This is a genomic window from Brevibacillus centrosporus (assembly GCF_046622605.1).
In the GTDB taxonomy this organism is placed as follows: Bacteria; Bacillota; Bacilli; order Brevibacillales; family Brevibacillaceae; genus Brevibacillus; species Brevibacillus centrosporus.
On record NZ_CP176856.1, the window covers coordinates 3,771,892 to 3,796,850 of the forward strand.

The 24,959-nt window shown below is 51.5% G+C and carries 22 protein-coding genes; 3 read left to right on the forward strand and 19 right to left on the reverse strand.

Annotation, left to right across the window (positions count from 1 at the left end; translation table 11 throughout):
* Positions 1 to 87: 87 nt before the first annotated feature.
* The gene (locus ACLIN2_RS19050) at positions 88 to 453 is read right to left on the reverse strand and encodes a winged helix-turn-helix transcriptional regulator (protein WP_092267832.1); all 366 of its coding nucleotides are present in this window, start codon (positions 451 to 453) and stop codon (positions 88 to 90) included.
* A 12-nt stretch (positions 454 to 465) separates the two neighbouring features.
* Entirely contained in the window at positions 466 to 609 is a 144-nt protein-coding gene (locus ACLIN2_RS19055) for a hypothetical protein (protein ID WP_411501835.1), read from the reverse strand.
* A gap of 303 nt (positions 610 to 912) precedes the next feature.
* Between ACLIN2_RS19055 and ACLIN2_RS19060 the strand changes: the two genes are divergently transcribed.
* Complete coding sequence (locus ACLIN2_RS19060; protein ID WP_400586620.1) at positions 913 to 1,041, forward strand: hypothetical protein; 129 nt, start codon at positions 913 to 915, stop codon at positions 1,039 to 1,041.
* Between the two features lie 12 nt (positions 1,042 to 1,053).
* Entirely contained in the window at positions 1,054 to 2,256 is a 1,203-nt protein-coding gene (locus ACLIN2_RS19065) for a saccharopine dehydrogenase family protein (protein ID WP_092267831.1), read from the forward strand.
* Between the two features lie 63 nt (positions 2,257 to 2,319).
* Here the strand turns inward: ACLIN2_RS19065 and ACLIN2_RS19070 are convergent, their stop codons facing one another.
* From ACLIN2_RS19070 to ACLIN2_RS19080, 3 genes are read right to left on the reverse strand one after another with little or no spacing between them, the layout of a single operon-like run.
* Entirely contained in the window at positions 2,320 to 3,510 is a 1,191-nt protein-coding gene (locus ACLIN2_RS19070; protein WP_092267830.1) for an ATP-binding protein, read from the reverse strand.
* 5 nt (positions 3,511 to 3,515) lie between these two features.
* A complete protein-coding gene (locus ACLIN2_RS19075) occupies positions 3,516 to 4,403 on the reverse strand; it encodes a tetratricopeptide repeat protein (RefSeq protein WP_411501836.1) in 888 nt (295 codons plus the stop codon).
* The gene (locus tag ACLIN2_RS19080) at positions 4,384 to 4,839 is read right to left on the reverse strand and encodes a hypothetical protein (RefSeq protein ID WP_411501837.1); all 456 of its coding nucleotides are present in this window, start codon (positions 4,837 to 4,839) and stop codon (positions 4,384 to 4,386) included. The genes ACLIN2_RS19075 and ACLIN2_RS19080 overlap by 20 nt, the downstream gene beginning before the upstream one ends.
* A gap of 234 nt (positions 4,840 to 5,073) precedes the next feature.
* Here ACLIN2_RS19080 and ACLIN2_RS19085 point away from each other — a divergent pair, with 234 nt between their 5' ends.
* On the forward strand, positions 5,074 to 6,003 hold the full coding sequence (locus ACLIN2_RS19085) for a bifunctional helix-turn-helix transcriptional regulator/GNAT family N-acetyltransferase (protein WP_411501838.1): 930 nt from the start codon (positions 5,074 to 5,076) through the stop codon (positions 6,001 to 6,003).
* A gap of 58 nt (positions 6,004 to 6,061) precedes the next feature.
* Here ACLIN2_RS19085 and ACLIN2_RS19090 read toward each other — a convergent pair whose 3' ends face one another.
* The 14 genes from ACLIN2_RS19090 to ACLIN2_RS19155 all read right to left on the reverse strand — a co-directional run bounded on the left by ACLIN2_RS19090 (position 6,062) and on the right by ACLIN2_RS19155 (position 24,941).
* Entirely contained in the window at positions 6,062 to 7,129 is a 1,068-nt protein-coding gene (locus tag ACLIN2_RS19090; protein WP_411501839.1) for a peptidoglycan-binding domain-containing protein, read from the reverse strand.
* 165 nt (positions 7,130 to 7,294) lie between these two features.
* Complete coding sequence (locus ACLIN2_RS19095) at positions 7,295 to 8,596, reverse strand: CapA family protein (RefSeq protein WP_092267824.1); 1,302 nt, start codon at positions 8,594 to 8,596, stop codon at positions 7,295 to 7,297.
* A 42-nt stretch (positions 8,597 to 8,638) separates the two neighbouring features.
* On the reverse strand, positions 8,639 to 9,379 hold the full coding sequence (nfsA, locus tag ACLIN2_RS19100; protein ID WP_122959539.1) for an oxygen-insensitive NADPH nitroreductase: 741 nt from the start codon (positions 9,377 to 9,379) through the stop codon (positions 8,639 to 8,641).
* Between the two features lie 48 nt (positions 9,380 to 9,427).
* A complete protein-coding gene (allB, locus tag ACLIN2_RS19105) occupies positions 9,428 to 10,828 on the reverse strand; it encodes an allantoinase AllB (RefSeq protein ID WP_411501840.1) in 1,401 nt (466 codons plus the stop codon).
* Positions 10,829 to 11,767: a dihydroorotate dehydrogenase gene (locus ACLIN2_RS19110; protein ID WP_411501841.1), complete on the reverse strand. Its 939-nt coding sequence runs from the start codon at positions 11,765 to 11,767 to the stop codon at positions 10,829 to 10,831.
* Positions 11,764 to 12,549, reverse strand: a complete 786-nt coding sequence (locus tag ACLIN2_RS19115; protein WP_411501842.1) for a dihydroorotate dehydrogenase electron transfer subunit — start codon at positions 12,547 to 12,549, stop codon at positions 11,764 to 11,766. Before ACLIN2_RS19115 ends, ACLIN2_RS19110 begins: the two co-directional genes overlap by 4 nt.
* Positions 12,546 to 13,847 carry a M20 family metallo-hydrolase gene (locus ACLIN2_RS19120; protein WP_301169256.1) on the reverse strand — a complete coding sequence of 434 codons (1,302 nt, stop codon included), beginning with the start codon at positions 13,845 to 13,847 and terminating at the stop codon, positions 12,546 to 12,548. The genes ACLIN2_RS19115 and ACLIN2_RS19120 overlap by 4 nt, the downstream gene beginning before the upstream one ends.
* 104 nt (positions 13,848 to 13,951) lie before the next feature.
* The gene (locus ACLIN2_RS19125; RefSeq protein WP_122921773.1) at positions 13,952 to 15,565 is read right to left on the reverse strand and encodes a PucR family transcriptional regulator; all 1,614 of its coding nucleotides are present in this window, start codon (positions 15,563 to 15,565) and stop codon (positions 13,952 to 13,954) included.
* A 204-nt stretch (positions 15,566 to 15,769) separates the two neighbouring features.
* Positions 15,770 to 17,068: a group II intron reverse transcriptase/maturase gene (ltrA, locus tag ACLIN2_RS19130; RefSeq protein ID WP_411501843.1), complete on the reverse strand. Its 1,299-nt coding sequence runs from the start codon at positions 17,066 to 17,068 to the stop codon at positions 15,770 to 15,772.
* 565 nt (positions 17,069 to 17,633) lie between these two features.
* On the reverse strand, positions 17,634 to 18,932 hold the full coding sequence (locus ACLIN2_RS19135; protein WP_411501844.1) for an MFS transporter: 1,299 nt from the start codon (positions 18,930 to 18,932) through the stop codon (positions 17,634 to 17,636).
* Positions 18,933 to 19,199: 267 nt separating this feature from the next.
* Positions 19,200 to 19,838 carry an orotate phosphoribosyltransferase gene (gene pyrE / locus ACLIN2_RS19140; protein WP_301169258.1) on the reverse strand — a complete coding sequence of 213 codons (639 nt, stop codon included), beginning with the start codon at positions 19,836 to 19,838 and terminating at the stop codon, positions 19,200 to 19,202.
* Positions 19,839 to 19,862: 24 nt separating this feature from the next.
* Entirely contained in the window at positions 19,863 to 20,600 is a 738-nt protein-coding gene (gene pyrF / locus ACLIN2_RS19145; protein WP_400586661.1) for an orotidine-5'-phosphate decarboxylase, read from the reverse strand.
* A gap of 47 nt (positions 20,601 to 20,647) precedes the next feature.
* On the reverse strand, positions 20,648 to 23,860 hold the full coding sequence (gene carB, locus ACLIN2_RS19150) for a carbamoyl-phosphate synthase large subunit (protein ID WP_411501845.1): 3,213 nt from the start codon (positions 23,858 to 23,860) through the stop codon (positions 20,648 to 20,650).
* Positions 23,844 to 24,941: a carbamoyl phosphate synthase small subunit gene (locus ACLIN2_RS19155; protein WP_411501846.1), complete on the reverse strand. Its 1,098-nt coding sequence runs from the start codon at positions 24,939 to 24,941 to the stop codon at positions 23,844 to 23,846. Before ACLIN2_RS19155 ends, carB begins: the two co-directional genes overlap by 17 nt.
* Positions 24,942 to 24,959 lie beyond the last annotated feature (18 nt).

The following is a 24,959-nucleotide window of genomic DNA, read 5'->3' on the forward strand; positions in this document are numbered from 1 at the left end:
TTATTCATGTTTACATCGTTATTATTAGAGTAAACCATGTGCGTAATCAAGTACTAACTTTGATCAAACTTAGTGTGAAAAAGGTGACTATTTCACGATTAAGGTCCTGTCTTCTTCTTGATTCAAGACGGTATCCATGTAGTTTCTCCCCCACTGATACATCGAATCCAGAATAGGCATCAGGCTTTGACCTTGCGCCGTCAACGAATACTCGACTTTTGGTGGAACGACCGGATAAACGACACGCCGAACGATTTGATCCTCTTCCAGCTCTCTTAGTTGATTCACCAGCATTTTTTGCGTAATGTCTGGGATGAGCGTTCTCAGCTCGCCAAAACGTTTAGTCCCTTCCTTGCCTAAATACCACATGATCAACATTTTCCATTTTCCCCCAATGACTGTCAGGGTCAGCTCTTTTTCGCAGTTAAATGTTCTGTTTTGAATACGTCCCATCTCTTTCCCTCCTCATTTTCTGATTCGTTTTCCAGATTGGACATTGATCACGATCTCTCTCGTTTGACCGTGACCACATACTGGACAATTCTTTTCGGTCGTGATCGACAAGCATTCCTCACACACGCGCCGAAATATCGAATCCGCATGAATCATGATTATCCCTCTCCTTTCTCAAGCGTACGTTTCTATTATTTAAGTTGTTTTTCAACAACGTATCATCAGTGGGGATAGCGTCATTATGTAACATATCAGCACAAGTGGGAAGTACGTACTTTTCATTCAGATAGTTACCTTTTTGTTACATAGTTACTTCCTCCATACCCCCTCCAAAAAAGCAGACCTTTTCACCAACGCGGCGCATGGGACTTCCGGGAGGTCTCATATACATGTACGAGTGGAGCCTTTTTGCCACTCGAATCGAGCCATTTGCATTTGACTATAAGGAGGAGTTTGGACATGCGATTGAGGCTGCGTCCCCGGGAGCCGATCGACAGTGTGGCAGAAGTACAGGTTTACCTTGCGACCATTGATTTATTTTTGCAAAAATGGCTCTTTCGAATGCGAAGATCGTGCAATCCAAATTAGAAGGAGGACTCTATGCGAGTCGCAATCTTGGGTGTCGGCGGTGTAGGACAAGTAAGTGCCTGTGAACTCATTAAATCTTCTCATGTGAAAAAGCTGGTCCTTGCAGATATCTCCATCGGGCCTGCAGAGGAACTGGCCGTTGAGCTTCGCCGGGAGACAGACATAGAAATTGAAGTGAAACGTGTGGATGCCCGCGATATTTCCAGCGTGCAAGCCATTTTGAACGGCATTGATGTCTTGCTTCATATCGGTTTGCCAGAAAACAACTTTGATGTCATGAAAGCCTGCTTAAACACACGAACGCATTATATCGACACCGCTTCCTCTGGACCGCAGTGGCTGCGGAAGCAACTGGCGTGGAATGACCAGTTTCGTGCTGCAGGTATTCTCGGCGTCATGGGATTGGGCTGCGATCCAGGCTTTTCCAATATCGCTGCTCGGTATGCCGTGGATCAACTGGATGAAGTGGACGCGATTCTCATTCGTGATGGAGATAATTCTGTGGTGGACTATGACGGCTTTTGCTCCTATTTTAGTCCGCAAACAGCCATCCAGGAATGTTTGGCCAAACCGAACTACTGGACAGCGGCAAAGGGCGAGCAGTATTTGCCGACCCTATTTGCCAACAAGGAAGAATTTGAATTTCCAGAACCCATCGGCTGGCTTGACTGCTACCATGTGGAGCATGAAGAGGCGACCACACTCGGTGAGACCATCGGCCGCGCCAAGGGCTGCAAGTATGTTGATTTCAAGTACGCCCTGCATCCTGACTTTGTGAATACCTTGCAAGTGCTGCGTTACTTGGGTCTAGATAGTGACGAGGAGATTGAAGTCAAAGGCGTGAGGGTGGCCCCGCGAGATGTCGTCGTGACTTCGATGCCCAAGCCAGTTGATCTCGCTGGCAAAATACACGGTTACTCCAGTGTCGGAGCTCTTGTCAAAGGAAAGAAGGATAACAAGCGAAAAGATATTTACGTCTACACGATCGCCAATCACGATGAGGTCTTTTACAAAACGGAGTTCCAAGCGACGATCTGGCAGACCGGTATCCCCCCTGTCGTGGCCGTAGATATGATAGCGGAAGGACAGTTGACAACTACAGGCTGCATTCCGCCTGAGCTGATTGATCCCATCCCCTTTTTGACCAAACTGAAAGCACGCGGGATGTCCTGGGACGTCATCGAGAAGACCTCCCCTCTTTTGCACATGCTCTAAGACGTAAAGTTCATATACAAAAACCGTTCGGGAAAATTTCCTCCTGAACGGTTTTTACCATTGCTATATTCTTTTTTGCTCCGCCAAAAAATGCTCGACTCCATCGTAGAGCCCTTCGTCATTGGCGTATTTTACATAGTTTTTCGCCGTGCGCAGCCATTCGATTGTCGTAGGACGAGTGGCGGCTATGGACTCCCGCAGATCGCTCATACGGATGGGACGCTCGGTTCCTTTTGCCAGGATGTCATGCAGCACTTGCTCCGTTGCGAGCTCCACGACATACTCGATATCTGCTCCAGAGTACAGCTCAGTCCATGCCGCCAGCTGGGCATAATCCAGAGGCTCTACCGGTCTGCCATCCAGCTTAAGCTGGAAGATCGTCTCCCGCGCTGCTCTGTCAGGCGGTCCGACGAACACCATTTTCTCAAAGCGGCCCGGACGATGAAACGCAGGATCTACATCCCATGGCATGTTGGTTGCCCCCATCACCAAGAGCCGATCTGCACGCATGCTCGCTCTATCCATCTCAGACAAGAGCTGATCGATGATCCCTCTCATCCATGGTGACGATGCTTTCCCACGATGGTACCCGATGGCATCCATCTCGTCCAAAAAGAGCACCGCTGGCTTCTGCTGCCGTGCTGAATCAAACAGGGCTCGGATGTTCTGTTCGCTCGCACCCACGTGCGTATGCAAGATATCTGCCACTTGTACGTGAAACAGCTTTGCCTGACATTCACCTGCGGTTGCTTTTCCCAAAAAAGTCTTCCCACAACCAGGGGGGCCGTATAGCAGGACTCCGCCACCTGCACGAATCCCGTACCGGTCGTATAATTCTGGTGTCAGAAAAGGCTGAACCATTTTCATTCGGATGGCTTCCTTCACATCGTGCAGCCCTCCTACATCCATGAAGCGAACCGCTTTGTCGAGCACGGTGACTTGACTCTCTCCCTTTTTATTTTTTCCCCCCTCAATGACTCGCATGGTGACGTTGGATTTTACAGGCGCCTGTGTACTTGCTCCACCGTCATTGGCTTTTCCCGAGCTGCGCTTTGGCATTTGTGTACTCAGCTTGTTTAGCTCGATCACGATCTGATCCTTTAGACCCTCGTCCCCGTAAGCCAACGCCTGTGTAAAGGCGAGCAGTGCCTCTCCCCTCTCCCCCTGCTCTGTATATTCCAATCCCAGCAAGAACCACGCTGACGCATTCTTCGGTTCGTTGCCGATCATATTTTTCAAAATGTCTATCTTCATTTGTTTCATCCTCTGCGTGCCATTTTGCATGTCCATTTGTACAGAAAAGGTGAGAACCAAAAGTAGCCGCATACTAGTATGGCAAATATCCCGACGGCCATGAGACTGGAGTACCAATGCAGCTTTGCCAGGATATATAGGCAAAGAATCAGCATGATCCACCAGACAGACGGTCCTCCCGTTTTTAGCAGGATGCGCTCTGGCCAATTCATGGGATGAATGAGCTTATCCAGCCTCTCTAATACTTGAACCAAATGCTCATCCAACGGGTTCATTCGATAGGCTTGGGTAAAATAGGCCCGCGCTTCCCGATACGCCTCCTTATCCAATGCCAGAAGTCCGAGCTTCACCAGCTTGTCTACCCGATTGCCCGCTACTCTGACGTAACTGCGAATCGTTTCTTCCTGCTCCATCGGCTGTTCGTATGCCCGCTGAAAAAAGTATTGATAATGCAGGACTGTCTCATCATCATGCCCCAGATATTGGGCATGCGCAAGGAGGTGTTTCGCTTTTTCTTCGTAACCGGTCTGAAGCATCAAGTAAGCGTATTGCGCCATAACTCCTGCATTTCGGGGATTCTCATGCAACGTTGCCAGCAGCCACTCTTCGGCTTCTACATACGCCTTTTTCTCGATGCAGATTGCCCCGAGCAAAGCAAAGCAGATTTCTTTTTGTGTGCCGGATTTCACCGCTGCCTTTGCGTACATCTCTGCTTCCTCAATCTCTTCCAGGTAAAAGGCGCATGAGGCTGCGTAATACAACGCGATCTCATCAGCTGGCTCGTGAGATAGCACCTCAAGAAATTTACGTTTCGCTTGTTCGTACTTTCCGAGCTCGTAATAGTAAACAGCTTCTTGCCATAGGACGATCTCTTTAGCGGACCACATCGCCATAGAAATAGACCTCCCCCGTGCGCAGAAGCAGGAATTCCAGGGGGAGCGAGACGATCGACAGCAGGATGGCTTGCTTCGTCAAAGGCCTGTACTCTCCCTGCACGACAGAATGAAGGCGAAACCGTTTTTTCAAAACGCAGCGATAGCCAAGCCCAAGCCCCGCCGCGGTCACTCGCGAAAAAAGCAGCGCGTCCAGCATAGATCCTGTCATCCATGTATAGAAAAAAGTCGACGCCAAAAGGATCAGACCGACCAGAAGCATTCCAAGAGTCGTTCTTTTTGAGACACGCAGCCAATGGCCGTTCATTGTGCCCAAAACGAGAACGGGTAACAAGCCACCAAAGAAACCTACGTAGAGAAACGAGCTTATGCGATAGGATCTGGTTTCCTTGACTCCCCCATACCTGAGGGAGGGGTACAGCCATTGCTCAATCACTTCTTCTGCCCCTTTCCAATATGTACAACCCCAACCATTCCATTATAAAACAAACAACGAGCAAGAAGAATATGGAAATTCAAACAAGAAAAGATAGTGAGCTTTGAGCCAGTACCTGGACGATAGAGTCAATTTGCAAGTTAGTTGACTGAGTCAATTTTATAGTTGACCACGTCAACTAACAGGCGTATACTTTTGGTAGCAAATCTTTCCTACCTTGAGGGAGGGGACTATATGGAGTCCATTCACTATGTCGAAAAAATAAGGAAGTTCAACCGTTATTATGCGAACGTACTCGGGAAAATTGATCAAGAAATTTACAATCCGTCTTTTCCGCTCACGGAAGCAAGGGTCATTACCGAAATTCACTATAGTCCTGGCTGCACAGCAACAGAAATTCGTGAAAAGCTGGGGGTAGACCGGGGCTACATGAGTCGAATCCTTCAGCGCTTCGAAGAGGAACAGCTGATTCTCAAAAAGCAGTCCCTCGAAGACAAACGGCAATATGCCCTCTTTCTCACGGAAAAGGGAACTGGCGTTTTCGAGGAGCTGGTGGATCGCGCCAATCGCGGTGTCGACAAAATGATTCAGAACATCCCAGAAACGGATTTGACAAAGCTCGTCTCCTCCATGGAGACGATAGTCACTATTTATACGAAAGAACAGGCGTCGCCTGTGACCGTAACCATTCGTCCTTTTCAGCATGGAGATGTTGGCTACGTCGCCTATTTGCACGGAAGATACTACAGCCAAAACTATCAGTTCGGAAAAATATTTGAGTATTACGTCATGAAAGGCCTGACCGAATTCCTTTACGATTCGGAGAAAGGACAGCTCTGGATTGCGGAAGTGAATGGTCAGATCGCTGGCTCAATCGCCATTACGAAGGCTGAGGACACAGTCGCCCAGCTGCGCTGGTTCATTTTAGATGAACCCTTTCAAGGCATTGGTTTGGGGAAAAAGCTCATGGAAACGGCCCTTCGCTTCTGCGTGGAGCAAAATTACAAGCATGTGTACTTATGGACCGTATCCTCGCTGGCCGCTGCTCGATCCCTTTACACGAAATATCAATTTGTACGAACGGAAGAAAAACCAAACGACGAGTGGAGCGGTAGGCAAATGATCGAGGAACGTTGGGATCTCGATTTGACGACCACTCCCTAACAACACAGGAAAACGCTTCTTCTCATTTTAAGAAGAAGCGTTTTGCCATGAAGGCTGTTTAGTCGTTTCCGTTGCCGTCGTCTTCGCCGGAATCTCCATTGTATTTCCCTTTGTCTGCTCCGTTGTTGCCGTTGTTGCCGTTATTTCCTCCCTTATCCTTTCCATTTCCACCGTTGTTTCCATTATTTCCGTTGTTACCCGGACTAGTACCGCCGTTTCCACCATTTTTGCTGCCATTTCCTTCGCCTTCACCCGTTCCGCGGCCTTTTCCTTCGCCCGTGCCTTGGCCTTCACCCATACCGCGGCCTTTTCCTTCGCCCGTGCCTTGGCCTTCACCCATACCGCGGCCTTTTCCTTCGCCCGTGCCTTGGCCTTCACCCATACCGCGGCCTTTTCCTTCGCCTGTGCCTTGGCCTTCACCCATACCGCGACCTTTTCCTTCGCCTGTGCCTTGGCCTTCACCCATACCGCGGCCTTTTCCTTCGCCAGTGCCTTGGCCTTCACCCATACCGCGGCCTTGACCTGCTCCGCCTCCTTGGCCTGCTCCACCGCCAAAGCCACCGCCTTGGCCCGCTCCGCCTCCTTGGCCCGCTCCGCCTCCTTGGCCTGCTCCGCCGCCAAAGCCACCGCCTTGACCCGCTCCGCCTCCTTTACCGGCTCCACCGCCAAAGCCACCGCCTTGGCCCGCTCCGCCTCCTTGGCCTGCTCCGCCGCCAAAGCCACCGCCTTGACCTGCTCCGCCTCCTTGGCCTGCTGCGCCGCCTTTCCCGCGTACTCTTGGGGCTTTTACATGCTCATAGGAGTACACAATCGATTGAAAGGTTCTCTCATCTACAGACCCTGTAACAGGGATTCCGTGTTTTTTCTGATAATGCTTCACGCCACGAACAGTTACATCGTCGTAGTAACCGTTTATGGTTCCAGCGTAGCTACCCAGTGACTTCAGCATACCTTGCAGAACGAAGATGTCTGGTCCATGCGCTCCTTTCCCTACCGCTAAGCTGCCACTTGGCAAGGACAATGTGAGCGTGAGTACGAGGAGTCCTGCACTCACCTTCCGGATGAATCCCTTTCTTAAATCCGTTTTTTGTTCCTTTGACGCAAAAATGCTCTTTCCCTTAATCATGCAACAGACACCTTCCTTCAAAGGTCATATGTAGTGGTAAACCCCCCTTACTATTCCCAACTTCGCCAATTGATTACGTCCTTTTCACAGGGATTTCCGAAAAAAAAAGAAGCGACCTACGTCGCTTCCTCATTGCGAAAAACCTCGCGATTGCAGGCGTTCCAATCAGTCGATCAAGACTTTTCCTACGCCATTCTCCCACTCGATTTTCGTACCATATGGCTCGCTCAACTCCTGAAGATGCTCCAGGATCTTTTTCTGCTTGGAAAGCGTTGGCCATCCTCTCTGATAGCGCAAAGTCCCATATCCCAACTCAATGGGATAGAGCAGCAGCTCTTTCAAGCGACCGTCTTCCATTCGCCAGTAAGGAATAACGGATTCCCACACGTATGGATTGACCCCCAAACCTTTCTTGTTGTGGTCGGTACGAGTATCAAATGCGTCTGCTACCGTCGCTTCATGGCCCAAGCTGTACTTCTCATAAAAATCAGCCGGCAATCGATGCACCGTTTCGTTTTGAAAAATGAAATTGCCCAAGCTGTAAAAGATGGGACGATTGCGATAGATTTCAATTCCACGCAAGATGTGCGGACCGTGTCCAAGGACAGCATCTGCTCCGCCATCGATGCAAGCTCGTGCCATCGACTCGAAAAAAGCTGCCGAAGCTGCCTTGTTCTCGCCTTCCATCTCGTGGGAATGGATACTCACGATGACGTAGTCTGCTTGACGCTTTGCTTCTGAAATGGATCGCAGCATGCGTTGCTTGTCGGCATCGACCGGCACAGTCGTGCATGCTGCCGCTTCCCCTGCGACAAAGCGATGCGCGCCGAAGCGAATCGAGGTACCATTGCTTGGGACCGCAAAGCCTTCCTTGACATCCAGATTGTAGGACGCATTGATCGGAATCAAACGGCTGATCCGGTCAAGATGAGCGAAATCCTCCTGCGGCAAGGTGTAGGTCGTCTCATAGCGCAAAGGATTTACGCCAGGACGTCCTGGCATGTCTGGCCGCTGCTCCCCGGCAATCCATGATTCGTGGAAAGTGGATGTAGCCGCTACTAATGCCACGCGGCCAGAAGGGCAATCCAGATAAACTGGCTGGCTCGCCTCCGCGAGATTCAAGCCGACTCCTGCATGGCTGATCCCGTATTCGTCCAGATACTTCCGAGTTGCTTCCAGCCCGCCGTAAGCGTAGTCCATCGTATGATTATTCGCCCATGCCATGATGTTGAAGCCATAAGCCTGCAAATCCGCCAGCACTTCCGGCTGCGCCATCGCCCAGGTCCCGCCGCTAAAAGCAAAGGGAAACCCCTCCAAACGATGGGTGGTCACTTCCAGATTCGTGAAACGAAATTCTGCTTCCCCGATCAGATTTGCGATCGAACGAAACGACTCCGACGATCGATCCGGTAGACGTCGCGTAATAAAGCTGTCTCCGGTCGCGACGAACGTCATGCTGCTTCCCATTCGCGCCCCCTCCTGCATCTCTTCTCCTGATGCGTCTCTCTCTTAGGTCAGTCGCATTCCTTGTTCTTTGATAAATTGCGTCACGTGCGCCCGACGCGGCTTGTTGACATAGTCTGCCATCTGTTTTGTCCAGCCATCTGTACGTGTACCGTTGCTGCGCTGGCTGTAGTACTCCGAGGAGGTTTGCTCGTACTCCTCCAATGCGCCTGCGATCAGCTCTTCCTGATACCGCTCCTCGTGGATGACCGCTCGCTGTGGCAGCCGAGGCTTTTGCTGAACGTCCTGGGCAGGATAACCCAGGCACATGCCCATGATCGGCACCGTCAAAGCTGGAAGGCCAAGAACGTCTGCCACTTCCCGCGGGTTGTTGCGGATACCACCGATCATGACGCCTCCCAGGCCATGCGACCGCGCTGCCAGCAACACGTTTTCTGCAGCCAACGCCGTATCGACAGCACCAACGAGCAGGCTCTCCACTTCATCTGCTGCCAGCGTTTCCCCATGCATCTCGCAAGCTTTTTGCAGCCTGTAGTAATCAGCACAAAAAACCAGGAACACAGGACACTCAACTACCCAGCGCTGATTTCCACAGAACGCAGACAGCTTTTGTTTTGTATCGCTCGACCGTACGACGATTACGCTATAGGCTTGCACATTATGCGAGGACGGCGCCCACTGTGCGCAGCTCAAAATGTCTTGCAGGAGCTCCTCCGGGATGGGCTGATCCTGATACTTGCGGATGGAGCGGTGAGATTGAATTAAACGAGTTACTTCTGTTGACATGTCACGCCTCCCTGATCATGGATGTTCTCTATCAGCATGCCCTTTTCTTTACGCCTTTTTGACAGGGCGAATCCATTCCCCATTCGGACCGCTCACGATTTCTCCATCCTTCATCACGGTTTGCCCGCGGACAATCGTCGCAACTGGACTGCCTACTCCCCTCCAGCCATCATAGGCAGTTACCTTGCTCTTGCTGTGCAGCTCTTCGCGTTTAATAACGAATGGACGCTTCATGTCTACGATCGTCAAATCGGCATCCGTCCCAACCTGCAGAGAGCCTTTTTGCGGGAAGATCCCGAATTGCTTCGCCGGATTTTCCGAAAGGACAGCTGCGACCTGCTGCAATGTCAGTCGATTTTGCGAGACCGCATTCAGCATGAGCGGTGCCAATGTCTCTACGCCGCACATCCCAGCTGGAATCGACCACAGATCGCCGTCTTTCTCTTGCTCTGTATGAGGCGCGTGATCTGAGCAGACGATGGTTACGACACCATCTGCAATCCCCTTCCACAGACGCTCTTGGTCCTTCTTGTATTTCACCGGCGGATACACCTTCATGGCCGGTCCAACTGTCTCGAAGTCTTCGTTGCTCAGGAACAGGTAGTGCGGGCAAGTCTCTGCCGTAATGGGATAGCCTTCAGCCTGTGCTTGCGAAATCAGGTCCACCGCTTCACCCGTGCTCACGTGCAGGATGTGCAGACGGGCTCCTGTTTCTTTCGCAAACGCAATCCCTGTCTGAACGGTCACGATCTCCGCCAGATTCGGGCGTCCTTCCAGCAAGGCTTCATAATCGCGGCGGCCACTCTCTTCGACTTTTTTGGTCAAATGCTGGATCAAGTCATTGCTTTCCGCATGGATGGCAAACACTTGACCCGTTTTCGCCACCTGACGGAACATGTCGAGCACTTCCCCGTCCTTAAATGGCGGAATGACGTTTTCTTCGCCGTCCTTGTAGTTGTACATCAGCTGGAACGTCTGGCTATGTACGGCATACCCCCAGAAAAACTTGAATCCGATCACGCCCGCATCGTGCAGGGGGTGCAAATCCTCCAGATTGAGATTGCCCAGGCAGATCGCCCAGATTCCGTAGTCAACGTGTGCTTTTGGCTTCAAATTTTGAATCTGCTTTTGCAGATTTTCCACGTTGTTGATCGGAGGATTGGTATTCGGCATCTCGAAAATGGTCGTGATCCCGCCTGCTGCCGCTGCCATGCTGGAGTGAGCGAAGTCCTCCTTGTAGGTGGCTCCGGGGTCGCGCGAATGAACGTGAACGTCGATTAAACCTGGAAGAATGTGAAAGCCACTTGCATCTGTCTCTTCTTTTATCTCTCCTGGCAGCTGCTCTTTCGTAATGGCTGCAATTTTCCCAGCCTGAATGTAAATATCCCCTTCGTAGCTTTCATGCGGGGTAACAATTTGTCCATTTCGAATCACGTGATCCCAAACCATTTAGCATCCCTCCGTGGTGTGTTTGCCCGCCGCGACCTGCCCGACGAGCGAATTGATATCGGTTATCCCGTATTGCACCATGTACTGCTTGATTTCCTCCAAAATATCGAGCATCGCTGTCGGTTGGACAAAGCTCGCAGTCCCCACCTGCACGGCGCTCGCTCCCGCCAGAATCATTTCGAGTGCATCCTCACCATTCATCACGCCTCCGCAGCCGATGATCGGCAGATTTGTGACCTGATGGACCTGATATATCATGCGAACGATGATCGGCTTGACGGCCGGACCTGACAACCCTCCGAGAACATTCCCGATTCGTGGCCGGCGTGTGTGGACATCGATCGCCATCGCCAGCAGCGTATTTGCCACATTCAAGCCGTCCGCCCCGCCTGCTTCGGCGGCCAGCGCGATTTCCTGGATACTGGTCACATTCGGTGTCAGTTTGGCGATGAGCGGTTTTTCCGTTACCTTGCGCACCTCGCTGATCAGCTCGCGGGTCAGCTTGGCATCCATCCCGAACGCTGCGCCATTTCCTTTCAGATTCGGGCAGGAAATGTTCAGCTCTAGCGCCGCCACTTCCTTTGTCCCGGCGATGATCGAAGCCATTTCCGCGAATTCGTCGATCGAGTCTGCCGAAATGCTCGAAATCAGAGGAGTTTGATAGCGACCATAGTACGGAATGACATTTTCCATGTAGTAATCGATGCCCTTGCTCTGAATACCGATGGAGTTGATCATTCCGGCAGGCGTCTCGCATACGCGCGGAGTCGCATTGCCCTTTCGCGGATGCTTCGTAATGCTTTTCGGCACTACGGCACCAAGCTGGTTAAAGTCGATGATTCCTTCCATGTCTTCCCCGAAAGCTCCGGAAGCAGGCATGATGGGGTTTGTGAGCGTAAGACTACCGATGTTCACAGACAATTTCAGCTCCGTCGTCATCCCAGCACCACCTTCTCCAACGGGAACACCGGGCCTTCCTTGCATACCCGAACCGTTTTCAAATACTCTCCATCACGCACATCACAGACGCAGGCAAAGCAGACTCCCATCGCACAGCCCATGTGCTCCTCCAGCGCGATCTGCCCGGGAATACCGTGCTGGGCTGTGATCTCCTGCAGCAATCGCGACAGCCGCTTGGAGCCGCAAGTGAACGCTGCTTGGATCGGATGCTCGGCCAATAGACTCTCGATCTGTGCCCGAACCGAGTCCACCCCGCTCGTCTGCTCCTCGTCTGTTACGAAAAGCACTTTGGCTCCAAAGCCTTGCAATGTCTCTGCGGCCAGCAGATCATTTCGCGAGCGTGCACTGAGTATCGCAACCGCCTGAACCCCTTTTTCTGCCGCATCCTGAGCAAGTGCAGCAAGCGTTGCGATCCCTACTCCGCGAGCCAGCAGCAAAATCGTTTTCCAATCATCTTCCAGTACAAAAGGCGTGCCCAGCGGACCAAATACATCCACCGAGTCTCCTGCCTGCATCAGCGTGAGCCTTTGCGTGCCAGCCCCTTTGACCAGATATAAAAATTCCAGCGTTTTCTCTTCCCGGTTGATCCGATAGATGCTGAACGGACGGCGCAAAAACGGATTCAGATCATGACCGCAGCGCAGCTGGAAAAACTGACCAGGCATTACGGGTTCAGTCAGCTCGCTGGCATCCACCTTCATGTGCCAATACCGCTGGCTCACCTGCTGATTGGAGCATATTTTCATCTGAATCGGCTTCATGCACTCTCCCCCATCTGCTCAGGCTGGGTTTTCTCTCGCTCTTCTCGCTGCGGTTGACCGTTCGCATCCAAAACAACGGCCCACTTTTTGATTTCTTGCTCCAATAGACGGGCACCGACGCCGATCTGCTCCCAAGAGGTATACTCCTCCCGATGGTGGCTCACACCGTCTCTGGATGGGACGAAAATCAGCCCAGTCGGCCAGCGTCTCGCCATGTTCATCGCGTCGTGGCCAGCGCCACTTGCCATTTTCAAATACGATATTCCCAAATCCCGGCAGCTCTCTTCCAGCGACTGTGTCACTTCTTCGCTCAGGAGAACGGGTTGCTCGTCGCTGAGCATCGTCCACTCGACTTTCACGCCGCGCTTCTCCTCTACATGGCGGAATCCAGCGTACAGCTTGTTTAGGACCGTCTTTTTGGAATGCACATGGGTGCCGCGGATATCGATCTTCAGCTCCGCCGTATCTGGCACGACATTCATGGCTCCCGGTTTGACGACACACACACCAACCGTCCCAACTGTACCGTGCTCTTTCTCAGCGAGGGCAGCCGCTTCGAGGATGAGCCCGATTTCTGCCGCAGCCAAAAAGGCATCCTGACGCTGATCCATCGGCGTCGTCCCTGTATGGGAGGCTTTCCCCTGAATACGGACCTGCAGCCTGGTCGGAGCTGCTATGCCATGAACAATCCCTACCTGAATTTCCGCTTTTTCCAAAACAGGCCCCTGCTCGATGTGCATCTCCAGAAATACCTTCAGATCCTCGGCAGCCCTTGCAGCTTCAGTCAGCGGCCATCCATTCAACGAACATTCAGACAACGCATCGCGAAACGTCTTTCCATCATGATCTAACAGACCTGATACGCCATCTATGTCCAGCTCGCCGATCATCGCTTTACTCCCTACTGTAGAGACGCCAAACCGAGAAGACTCCTCGCAGGCAAAGCAAATGATCTCGATAGGATGCCTAGTCACAATCCCCTGATCATCCAAGGAGCAGATCGCTTCGAATGCAGCAACCACGCCGATGATCCCGTCGTAGGAGCCTCCCTCGAAAACAGCATCCAGGTGGGAACCGCTCGCAACCGCAGGCAAATGGGGCTCCTGCCCCTCTCTTCTCGCAATCAGATTGCCGCTGGCGTCCATACGAACACTCATCCCACGCGCTTCACACATCATCGCTAACCGACGAACGGCCTGTCGCTCCTGCGGCGTATAGGCGAGCCTCATAACGCCTTTGTCCGAATAGCCAATTTGATTCAATTCGCGCCACGTCTGTTCCAATCGCTCCAGATTCATCGCAACCCCCACATTTCCTACTATCACTAAAGGTGTAGTATGAGGATTCTTGGATCATGATCGAAAAACCTTTGTCCGAACAGACAAAAAAAAGAGACGGTGCATTATCGATAACGATAATCGTCTCCCATCAAGTCAGCCAGCTTCAAGCCAATATGCAGCATCAGCTTCCCTTCCGACTGCTGCAGACTATAGCCCGTCAATTTTTCGATTCGCCGCAAACGATACTTCAAGGTATTCACATGCAGGAACAGAGCAGCCGCTGTTTCTGTCAGCTTTTCATCGTGCAAAAAGTACAGCCGAAGCGTTTTTACCAGCTGCAGATCACTGTTTCGATCATGCTCGAACAGCTTGCCCGCCGTCTCTTCGAAAAAACTGTGCATTTCAGCCCGGTCCTGAAATTGTGCCAGCAAACGGTAAATGCCAAGGTCATTGTAATGAATGACGGTCCCCCTGTTGTTCATGGCACTGCCCAACAAAATCGACTGCTGGGCTTCTCGAAAGCTTTCTCTAAGCCCGCTAATTCCCGCTCCATGATCTCTGCCAATCCCGACGCGAAAGCTTCCCTTTGAGGCGGTCTGCTTCTTCAGCTGTTCCGCCAGCTTCTCTGCTCGCTGCTTGAGTTCCTCACTGGCAATGCCATTTTCTACCGGGCACAGGCAAACAACCATCTGCCGGAAGAATCCGGTAATCACTCGCTGCGTCGAGACCCGAAGCAGCCTCTCTGTCCGATCCGCCAAGTCAAATGGATTTTCCCTTTTTTCCTCTCCTTCAGCTCGGATCACCATACAGATATACGGCTCGTCCAGTGTAAATCCATAAGGGAGTCCTCTTTCCCGCACATCCTCCAAAATCAGATGCTCGTTGACAAATACATCCCGCAAAAACTCATTCTTGTATTGCTGCTCGGTGTCAAAGCGCACTTTCAAGCGCAAAAACTCCAGGGCAAGCAGTGTAGAGGCTTTTTCGAGAATCGCGAGGTCCATTTCCAGATGATCCCTCTCAAACGCCCAGCAGGTAATGTTGCCATACACATGGCCATCCAGTAAAATCGGCGCCACGATGCACTCCATCTCTCCCCGCTCGCAGGTTCGCGTCAAATGAACAGGACGTTTGATGATCGCAAGCTCGCGGATTTGCTCAGAGCTAAGCGGCTCACATGCAAACGGCAGCGGCGGCACCTGCATATAGGAAAGCATGCTTTCGACTGTAATCGTATTTTTCGTGAGCATGCCGAGCGTTTCAATCAACGATTCCATCCCTTGTTCATTCAGAGAAATCTCATTCAGCACTTTGCTCGCTTGCTCGAGATCCTCCTGCAAAACGACTTTCCGATCAAAAATAGCGTGACTCACTGGAGGCAAAATCTCCAGGTAGCTGATCTTCTCCGGAATTTCGATGACAGGAAAATCATACGTATTGGCTTCCTCCAGCAAGGACTGGGGAATCTCGTCGACAAAACGGTGCGGTTTGATCGCCAATGCGACCGTGCCTTGTTCATGCAGCTGGCGAATCAGCTCTTTTTGCGCCTCTGCATCATCCTTGATCGCATAGAGGCTGGAGAGGATCAGTTCATCGCCTTTCAGCCATTTGGCGATATCCGGAACCTCCATGATGGTCACGTATTTCACCAGCCGATCCAGTCCCCTATGGCCTGCCACCACTCGACAATCACGGAGTCCTCCTACGCGCATTAGCTGCCTCATCGTAATGGGCATGATCCTCACCTTCCTTTTTCGCAGGTGTTACCAGTCATTGTACAGGTTCGCGAACAGACTGCCCACTTGTAGAGTAGAAAACTGAAACTTTCGGGCGACCTTGAGGTCGCCTTACTTGTTTCAGCTCCCCCTCATCAAACCGTACGTGAGGTTTTCCCTCATACGGCTTTCCGATGTTCTTCTTTCTTTGGCATTCGGCACTGCTTATCCGGCAAGTTTCACAAGTATTCCTTGAGTATCTTTAATGACTTTTCCTTCCCACGAGTGTTTCTTTCGCACATTCCTTTTCTTGTTAACGAAAAGGGTAAGCCTTTCAATAACATACCAGTCAATCCGATTTAACCATCTTGCAGCTATTGGCGATAGCGAGTAGTAGTTCTTGAAGCCTTGAAGTTTTCGATTTAGCCCCTGTACTAACTCCGTTAACGACCAATACAACTTGCTGCGAGGTTCGGTATACACTTTTATTTTCCGGCGCATTTCCTTCATAGCTTTCTTACTCGGAATATGGGACATGACAAACACCTTCGATCCGCCCTTGTTAAGGACCGGAAATTTCCGGTGATGTAGACCAAGGAAATCAAAGCCCGAAGTATTATCCCAGATGTTGACCAGTCGAGACTTGTCCTTACTAAGTGCAAGATCCAATTTGTCCATAATAGCTTTAATGACCTGAATACTTTCCATGGCATCCTTTTTCGTTTTGCACATGATGACGAAGTCATCGGCATATCGAATCAGTTTTCCCAAATGGGCAAATTGCTTTCCCCATACCGTATCCATGTAGTTGAGATAGATGTTGGCTAACAGTGGGGAAATGACTCCTCCTTGCGGAGTACCCAATTCGGTGTCATGAAACTGTACATCTTCCATCACGCCTGCTTGTAGCCAGTTCCGAATCAGCTTTAGTACCCTACGGTCAGAAATCCTCTGCTCAACTAACTTCATCAGCTTCTCCTGATTGATGTTGTCAAAGTACCCTTTGATGTCTGCATCAACCACCCAGTAAGCATTTTTACTTGCTTTCCTGATTTGTGCAATCGCTTGATGAGCGTTACGTTTTGGGCGAAATCCGTATGAGCAATCTTTAAAGTCCGCTTCAAAGACTGGCTCAATGACCATCTTTGTCGCCATCTGAACAACCCTGTCTCGAATAGTTGGGATTCCGAGTGGTCTTTGTTTCCCATCCGCTTTCGGAATGTAAGTACGCCGTACCGGTGCTGGATGATACTGATTTCTCTTTAGGTCGAGATAAATTTCATTAAGGAATTTACTCTCTCCATACTCATGCACAATCTTATCTATCGTTTGACCATCCACTCCGCCACTTCCTTTATTGGCTCGTACTCTACGCCAAGCTTCTGCAAGAATGTCTGGTCTGTATACTTTGTCGTACAGAGCATGAAACCGCCGTTTTGGCTTTTCCTTGGCACAAAGATATAGAGTTGTCCAAAGTTGTCGAGCTTTTGCATCGGTGTAGTTAGCAAGTTTACTTGCATTCACTCACTCTTACCTCCTTTCAACTCTTGAACAAAGCAGGGCTCCTTCTCTCCATAGAGTTTTGTTGTCTCTACTTCATCGGTACTATGAACCCCTCCGACTCCCTTCCTGCCGTCCTCCATTTCCCTTTCGGTTATAGGATTCCGCTTTACGCTCCAACGGAGCGTGCAGGGGAGGGTCTCCCCAGTTCCGTTAGCTACTTTCTCAACATACCGCTCCCCATACTCCGGGAGGTTCCTGGGTGCTGCATTCCAAGTGCTACACACCTTCCATGGACTTCGCCCAATATCCCAAGGCTCGTCTCCCCCTTGTCCATCTTCCGATGGTCTCTTTTAACGAAGCGGCAGGATTCACTTTATGTTACGGTCTGCTGATTTGCTCGCACTCCTGTCGGAGTTACTTTGTCACAGGGCTTCAACCTTAGGATCTCTCCACCAGTTGCCTGTCAGCTACGAGGCGACTTGGCTCTTACCTCGGTCGGACTTTCACCGACTAGCAATTAACGGCTTGCTGGGCGCGCAAAAATGAAAAAGGCCACGAACGCATTCGCAGCCTTTTCCCCTCTTTATTAATCCAGTTCTACATCCTTTGTCTCCGGTACCATCGTCAGCATGACCAGAAGGCCAATCGGATAGACGAGGAAGACCAGGGACATCGCACCCATAATGTTGCCGCCTACACTCAGCATCCCGATGATCGCAGGTCCAAAACCGGCAAGTCCGCGCCCTGTACCAAAAATAAAGTTTTCCGCAGTAGAGCGTGCCTCCGATGGATAGTTCTCGGCCAGTACTGCGCCGAAGCCGCCCATCATGCCGTTTACGAAAAATCCGAGCATTGCGCTGCCCCAGAGCAGCACGTTTTGATCCGTAAAGACGAAGAAATAGAGAATACACGCGATCGTACCGCCGACGTAGTAAATAGCGAAGGTCTTTTTACGACCGATCTTGTCAGCCAAAATCCCGAATACCATGATCCCGATAAGCATGCCGACGGTCGAGATCAGCATCCAGCCGCTTGCCTTTGCCAGGCTATAGCCGTATTTTTCCGAGAGAACTGTCGGCATCCAGGAGAAAATACCGTAGTAGCCGAAGTTTTGAATAAAGGACATGATGGTCAAACCGATCGTGGCAATAGTCAGCTTTTTGTTTGCGAACAGCTTGCCCAAAGGAAAGCCTGTCATGCTTTTGAGGGAAGCGCGCTCTTCCTCTGTCAGCGTTCCCTGCTTTTCCTTTTCTAGCAAATGCTTTTTGTACGCATTTTTGCTTTTCCAGATCTCAGGCTCTTTCAGGCCAAAACGTACATAGGCTGCCAAAAGCGCCGGAAGCAGACCAAACAGGAATACCGTTCTCCAGCCCATGACAGGAACGACGAGTGCAGCGAGTACAGAGGCACCGAGAACGCCCAGCTGCCAGCCGAGTGCAACACCGGAAGTAGCTTTTGCCCGTTTTTTCTTCGACCAGGTTTCTGTTACTACCGCCATCCCAATCCCGAACTCCCCACCTACACCAAGACCGACGATAAAACGTAGAATGGCCAAATGCGAATAGTCGCTTGCAAAATAGATAAGAGCAGTACCAACGGAGTAGAGCAAGATCGTCAGCGTAAAGATTTTGATGCGCCCGTACATGTCGGCCAAGAAGCCAAATAGATACGAACCAATCAACGTACCAATCGTAGTCACCAGCGTCAAGTTTCCTGCCTCTGCAGGAGAGAGTCCAAATTCTTTGATGATGAAGACGAGTACGAAGGACAAAAGCAGCATGTCCAACCCGTCAGCTGCGTACCCCAAAATGGAGCCGACAAGCGTTTTGACCTGTGTAGATTTGCTCTCTTCCACTTTTCCGTGAGGCGTAATCGAATGTTGCACGAAAGCATTCCCCCTTGATCGTGTACAGGAAAATTTGAATTATTCCATTACTAAGATTTATGTGAATGTTGGGTGAATACCTTTGTCCCTATAGACTATATTGATATTCATGATTTGTTCTAATCGACAAAAACCGCACAACATCGCCATTTGAAAAGCCTTACATTCATCCTCTTTGTGTAAGGTTTTCTTACATTTACACAAAAGATAGGAGAGAAAACGGTGTGGAAGCCGTCTTCTACTCCTATAATCAAAGCTCAACCACTCTTATTCAAAGAATGTCCGAGGAGATTTGCGCCATTCCCCCAGGATTTTCTCTTGCTCAGACGTGATGACCCCTTTTTCTGATGCAGCCTCAAGCAAAGCTGTATATTGGGAAAGGGTTGTGCATCGAATGCCCGCATCTGCGAAAAGTGCTTCTGCATCCGGGAACTGGTAGCTGAAGATGGCTACTACCCCCAGCACTTCTCCACCTTCTGCCTGCACAGCCTGTGCTGCTTTCAGAGAGCTTCCTCCGGTAGAGATCAAATCTTCGATAACGACTACTTTCTGTCCGGCTGTGAGGGCACCCTCGATTTGATTTTGGCGGCCATGGCCTTTTGCCTTGTCACGCACGTAGATCATCGGCAGGTCCAGAAGCTCTGCTACCCATGCCGCATGCGGAATGCCCGCTGTTGCCGTTCCTGCTACGACTTGCGCTTCCGGAAACTGAGCGCGGATCGTCTCAGCAAATGTACGAGCTATCTGACGGCGCACCTGTGGGTGGGACATCGTAATCCGGTTGTCGCAGTAGATCGGAGACTTGATCCCGGACGTCCATGTAAATGGCTGTTCAGGACGCAGGTGCACGGCACCAATCTCAAGCAAGCTCGCAGCAATTTCTTTGGCAGTTGTCATCGTCATCATTGTAATTCCCTCCAGATTCGTATATTACCTGCGGTCTGCTTCAACAGCAGCCACAATGCTCTCCCAGGTTGCAGCCGGATCCTTTGCCGCGGTAATCGCGCGACCGATCACGAGATAATCGCTTCCTAGCTGGAAAGCCTGCTCAGGTGTTGTAATGCGGGTTTGATCCCCTTTATCCGATCCTAGAGGACGAATACCTGGCGTTACGGTCAAAAAGCTCTCTCCTGCTGCTTTCTTAATCATCGGTACCTCGAGCGGAGAGGCCACCACTCCGTCCAGTCCTGCTTGCTTGGTCATTTTCGCGTAGTGTACCACTACGTCTTCTACCGAGCCTGGGATGGCCAGCTGTTCGTTCATCGTTTGCACACTAGTCGAGGTGAGCATGGTGACCCCGATCAGAATCGGACGGGGAGAGCCTGCTGCCGTCCCCTGTTCCAATCCTTCCCGTGCTGCCTCCATCATCGCCACTCCGCCTGCAGCATGAACGTTCACCATGTCTGCACCCAGTCGAGCCAGGCTTTTCATTGCGCCTTTGGCTGTATTCGGGATGTCGTGCACCTTCAGGTCAAGAAAGACCTTCAGTCCCCGTTCTTTCAAATAGTGGACGATCGCAGGTCCTTCCGCGTAGGAAAGCTCCATACCGACCTTCACATAACGGATTCGATCTTCCAATGGTACCAGGCACTGTTTGATTTCTTCCAGTGTGGAAAAGTCGAGCGCCACGATCATGCGTTCTCTAACATCAATGGATTGAGCTTGCACACTTCTCTCCTCTTTTCTATCCCGATCTCAATTTTTCTCGTTGTGCTTTACACCGTCACAGCCACTTTAGCCCCGGAGCGTTGCGCCGGCATTGCTTCCGTAGAGAATGTGATGGTCTCCAGTACGTGCAGCAGTGCAGACGCTGTATCCAGCGAGGTCAAGCATACCGCACCGTTCTCCACTGCTTCGCGGCGGATGCGGAAGCCGTCACGCTGTGGCGTTTTGCCTTTGGTCAAGGTGTTCAATACGATGTTGGCTTCGCCTTTGTGGATCATGTCCAGCAGGTTTGGCGTACCTTCCGACAGCTTGTTTACACGAGTTACGGGCAAGCCTGCTTTTTCCAGATAATCTGCCGTTCCGGACGTAGCCAAGAGCTTGAAGCCCAGCTGACGGAAGCGTTTCACGATAACCAGTGCCTCTTCCTTGTCTTTGTCTGCCACAGTGACGAGGAGCGCACCTTTCGTCGGGATGTTCATGCCCGCTGCGACCAGTCCTTTGTACAGAGCCTTTGCCAGCGTGCTTTCACGCCCCATGACTTCCCCCGTCGATTTCATTTCTGGTCCAAGCGTGATGTCTACGCGACGCAGCTTGGCGAAGGAGAACACCGGAACCTTGACGGAGACCACTTTTTCTTCTGGATGGCATCCAGGTGTGAAGCCTTGGTCGATGATCGAGTGACCGAGAATGGCTTTCGTCGCGATGTTCGCCATCGGAATTCCTGTCACTTTGGAGAGGAATGGGACGGTACGGGACGAGCGCGGGTTGACCTCGATGACATAGGGACGGTCTTTGTAGATGACAAACTGGATGTTCAGCAGTCCCTTGATTTGCAGCGCACGTGCCAGCTTGGTTGTCATTTCGATCAGCTCTTCCTTGATCGCTTGAGACAGCGATTGTGGCGGATACACCGCGATCGAGTCACCGGAGTGAACCCCTGCGCGTTCGATATGCTCCATGATACCCGGGATCAGGACGTTTTCACCGTCGCAGATCGCATCGACTTCTGCCTCGACCCCAACCATGTAGCGGTCGACGAGAACCGGATGATCTGGATTTACTTTCACAGCCTTCTCCATGTATTCCAAAAGCTCAGGCTCGTTGTAGACGATTTCCATCGCACGTCCACCCAGTACGTAGGACGGGCGTACCAGCACCGGGAAGCCCAGGCCTTCAGCCGCTACCACCGCTTGTTCTACGGATGTTACTGTTTTGCCAGGAGGCTGTGCGATGGAGAGACTGCGCAGCAGGGCTTCGAACTTCTCGCGGTTTTCGGCTGCATCGATGTTTTCCAGGCTCGTTCCGAGGATCTTGATACCGCGCGCTTCCAGCTTGTCAGCCAGATTGATCGCTGTTTGACCGCCGAACTGTACGATGACGCCCTCCGGTTTTTCCGCATCCAGGATGTTCATCACGTCTTCGATGTAGAGCGGCTCGAAATACAGGCGATCCGAGGTGTTGAAGTCGGTCGATACTGTTTCTGGATTGTTGTTGATGATGATCGCTTCATAGCCTGCTTCTTTCAGTGCCCAGACTGCGTGCACGGTAGCGTAGTCAAACTCGATCCCCTGACCGATACGGATAGGACCGGAGCCGAGTACGACCACTCGTTTTTTGCCCGTCTCGATACGCTCATCCTCTGTTTCGTAGCTGGAGTAGTAGTACGGTGTTTGCGCCTCAAACTCGGCAGCGCACGTATCTACCATTTTGTATACCGGGATCAAGCCGTTCTTTTTGCGTTCTTCGCGAACAGCGTCTTCCGTTTGACCGGAAAGCTCCGCGATTTTGCGATCTGTAAAACCGAGACGCTTGGCTTCATACAGCTTTTCTGTCGTCAAGCCCTTCGCGAGTTCGCCTTCAAAGGCAACCATCTTGTGGAATTTATGCAGGAAGAACAGATCGATTTTCGTCAGTTCATGCAGCTCGTCGATCGTCCAGCCGCGGCGCAGAGCCTCTGCCAGCAGGAACAGGCGCTCGTCATCTGCTGCTACTAGACGTGCTTTCAGCTCATCCGTACCGATCTCGGAAGCTCCATTGATCTCCATATGATAGGAACCGATCTCTAGGGAGCGAATGGCTTTCATGATGGACTCTTCAAACGTACGTCCGATCGCCATGACTTCACCAGTCGCCTTCATTTGTGTACCCAGCTTGCGGTTTGCCGATTGGAACTTATCAAACGGCCAGCGTGGAATTTTGCTTACCACGTAGTCGAGAGTTGGCTCGAAGCAAGCGTATGTTTGTCCCGTTACCGGATTTTTCAATTCGTCCAAGGTATAGCCGATGGCGATTTTGGCAGCCATCTTCGCGATCGGGTAGCCAGTCGCTTTGGAAGCCAGTGCAGAAGAGCGGCTCACACGAGGGTTTACTTCGATCACGTAGTATTGGAAGCTATGCGGGTCAAGCGCGTACTGCACGTTGCAGCCACCCTCGATACCCAGTGCACGGATGATGTTCAGTGCAGAGGAGCGCAGCATTTGGTATTCGCGATCCGAGAGGGTTTGGCTCGGAGCTACTACGATGGAGTCTCCTGTGTGCACACCAACCGGATCGATGTTTTCCATGTTACATACCACGATGCAGTTGTCGTTGGCATCGCGCATCACTTCGTACTCGATCTCTTTCATACCCGCGATGCTCTTCTCGATCAAGCATTGGGTGATCGGAGAGTACTTCAAACCGCTCGCTACGATCTCGCGCAGACTCTCTTCGTCGTCGCAAATTCCGCCGCCTGTACCGCCAAGTGTGTAGGCGGGACGCACGATGATCGGGTAGCCAATTTCATTTGCAAAGTCAACCGCTTCTTCGATCTTGCTGACAATCACGGATTCCGGTACGGGCTCGCCCAGCTCGTTCATCAGGGCGCGGAACAGCTCGCGGTCTTCTGCTTGTTTGATGGATTCCAGCTTGGTACCGAGCAGCTTCACATTTTCTTGCTCCAGTACGCCTAGCTCTGCCAGTGCTACCGCCATGTTCAGTCCAGTTTGTCCGCCGAGCGTTGGCAAGAGGCCATCCGGTTTTTCCTGACGGATCACGCGGGATACGAATTCTGGCGTGATGGGCTCGATGTATACTTTATCTGCCATGTTCGTATCTGTCATGATGGTCGCAGGGTTGGAGTTGATCAGAACAACCTCCATGCCCTCTTCTTTCAACGCTTCGCAAGCTTGCGTACCTGCGTAGTCAAACTCTGCAGCTTGCCCGATCACGATAGGACCGGAACCGATCACGAGGATTTTTTTGAGGTTAGCGTGTTTTGGCATAAGTTTTCTCCTCCTTAGCGGTTTCAAGCATCTCTAGGAATTGGTCGAACAAGTAACCGGAGTCATACGGGCCAGGCGCCGCTTCCGGGTGGTACTGTACGGAGAATGCTCGCTTCGCGGTGTTGCGAAGCCCTTCTACCGTACCGTCGTTCAAGGCGATATGGGTGATTTCCAGCTCAGTGCCTTCGAGCGATTCTTCTTTCACTGCATAGCTGTGGTTTTGCGAAGTGATGTATGTGCGTCCAGTCGGCAGCTCTTTCACCGGGTGATTTCCGCCGCGATGGCCAAATTTCATTTTCATGGTATCCGCGCCAGACGCCAGAGCGAACAGCTGGTGACCCAAGCAAATTCCGAAGAGGGGGTACTCACCCAGAATGCCTTTGATCATTTCGATCCCTTGCGGTACGTCTTTCGGATCCCCAGGGCCGTTGGACAAAAGGATGCCGTCCGGTTGAATCCGGCGAATCTCTTCTGCCGTCACGTTGTAAGGTACCACCACGACATCGCAGCCGCGCTTGGTCAGCTCGCGCAAAATGCCGTGCTTGGAGCCGAAATCGACCAGCACCACCCGATGTCCGGTACCCGGGCAGGAAAAAACGCTCTTGGTGGATACGCGGGATACTTGATCGGTCATGAGCGTGGTGGTTTGGAGAGCAGCAACCAGCTCTGCAAGCGGTGCTTCACTTGTGGTGATCATGCCCTTCATCGTGCCGTGATAACGGATTTTTCTCGTCAGCATCCGCGTATCCACGCCGCTGATTCCCGGGATGTCATACGTTTTCAGCAGTTCATCGAGCGTATTGGTGTTGCGCCAGTTGCTTGGCATGTCGCAATGCTCGCGTACGACAAAGCCGTGGATGTAAGGTCTTACCGCCTCAAAGTCATCGCGGTTGATTCCATAGTTCCCGATCAACGGGTATGTCATGGTCACAATCTGCCCGCAGTAGGACGGGTCAGACAGGACCTCTTGATAGCCCGTCAGTCCGGTGTTGAACACCACTTCTCCGTACGTCTCATTTGTTGCGCCAAACGCTTTTCCGATAAACTCTGTTCCGTCTTCCAAGATCAGTCTTGCTCGCATCTTTCGCTCCTCCTTCTA

Bases quoted from the DNA above. Each gene is read 5' to 3' on its own strand.
- ACLIN2_RS19050 (WP_092267832.1), bottom strand. From the start codon at position 453: ATGGGACGTATTCAAAACAGAACATTTAACTGCGAAAAAGAGCTGACC.
- ACLIN2_RS19055 (WP_411501835.1), bottom strand. From the start codon at position 609: ATGATTCATGCGGATTCGATATTTCGGCGCGTGTGTGAGGAATGCTTG.
- ACLIN2_RS19060 (WP_400586620.1), top strand. From the start codon at position 913: ATGCGATTGAGGCTGCGTCCCCGGGAGCCGATCGACAGTGTGGCAGAA.
- ACLIN2_RS19065 (WP_092267831.1), top strand. From the start codon at position 1,054: ATGCGAGTCGCAATCTTGGGTGTCGGCGGTGTAGGACAAGTAAGTGCC.
- ACLIN2_RS19070 (WP_092267830.1), bottom strand. From the start codon at position 3,510: ATGAAGATAGACATTTTGAAAAATATGATCGGCAACGAACCGAAGAAT.
- ACLIN2_RS19075 (WP_411501836.1), bottom strand. From the start codon at position 4,403: ATGGCGATGTGGTCCGCTAAAGAGATCGTCCTATGGCAAGAAGCTGTT.
- ACLIN2_RS19085 (WP_411501838.1), top strand. From the start codon at position 5,074: ATGGAGTCCATTCACTATGTCGAAAAAATAAGGAAGTTCAACCGTTAT.
- ACLIN2_RS19090 (WP_411501839.1), bottom strand. From the start codon at position 7,129: ATGATTAAGGGAAAGAGCATTTTTGCGTCAAAGGAACAAAAAACGGAT.
- ACLIN2_RS19095 (WP_092267824.1), bottom strand. From the start codon at position 8,596: ATGGGAAGCAGCATGACGTTCGTCGCGACCGGAGACAGCTTTATTACG.
- nfsA (WP_122959539.1), bottom strand. From the start codon at position 9,379: ATGTCAACAGAAGTAACTCGTTTAATTCAATCTCACCGCTCCATCCGC.
- allB (WP_411501840.1), bottom strand. From the start codon at position 10,828: ATGGTTTGGGATCACGTGATTCGAAATGGACAAATTGTTACCCCGCAT.
- ACLIN2_RS19110 (WP_411501841.1), bottom strand. From the start codon at position 11,767: ATGACGACGGAGCTGAAATTGTCTGTGAACATCGGTAGTCTTACGCTC.
- ACLIN2_RS19115 (WP_411501842.1), bottom strand. From the start codon at position 12,549: ATGAAGCCGATTCAGATGAAAATATGCTCCAATCAGCAGGTGAGCCAG.
- ACLIN2_RS19120 (WP_301169256.1), bottom strand. From the start codon at position 13,847: ATGAATCTGGAGCGATTGGAACAGACGTGGCGCGAATTGAATCAAATT.
- ACLIN2_RS19125 (WP_122921773.1), bottom strand. From the start codon at position 15,565: ATGCCCATTACGATGAGGCAGCTAATGCGCGTAGGAGGACTCCGTGAT.
- pyrE (WP_301169258.1), bottom strand. From the start codon at position 19,838: ATGATGACGATGACAACTGCCAAAGAAATTGCTGCGAGCTTGCTTGAG.
- carB (WP_411501845.1), bottom strand. From the start codon at position 23,860: ATGCCAAAACACGCTAACCTCAAAAAAATCCTCGTGATCGGTTCCGGT.
- ACLIN2_RS19155 (WP_411501846.1), bottom strand. From the start codon at position 24,941: ATGCGAGCAAGACTGATCTTGGAAGACGGAACAGAGTTTATCGGAAAA.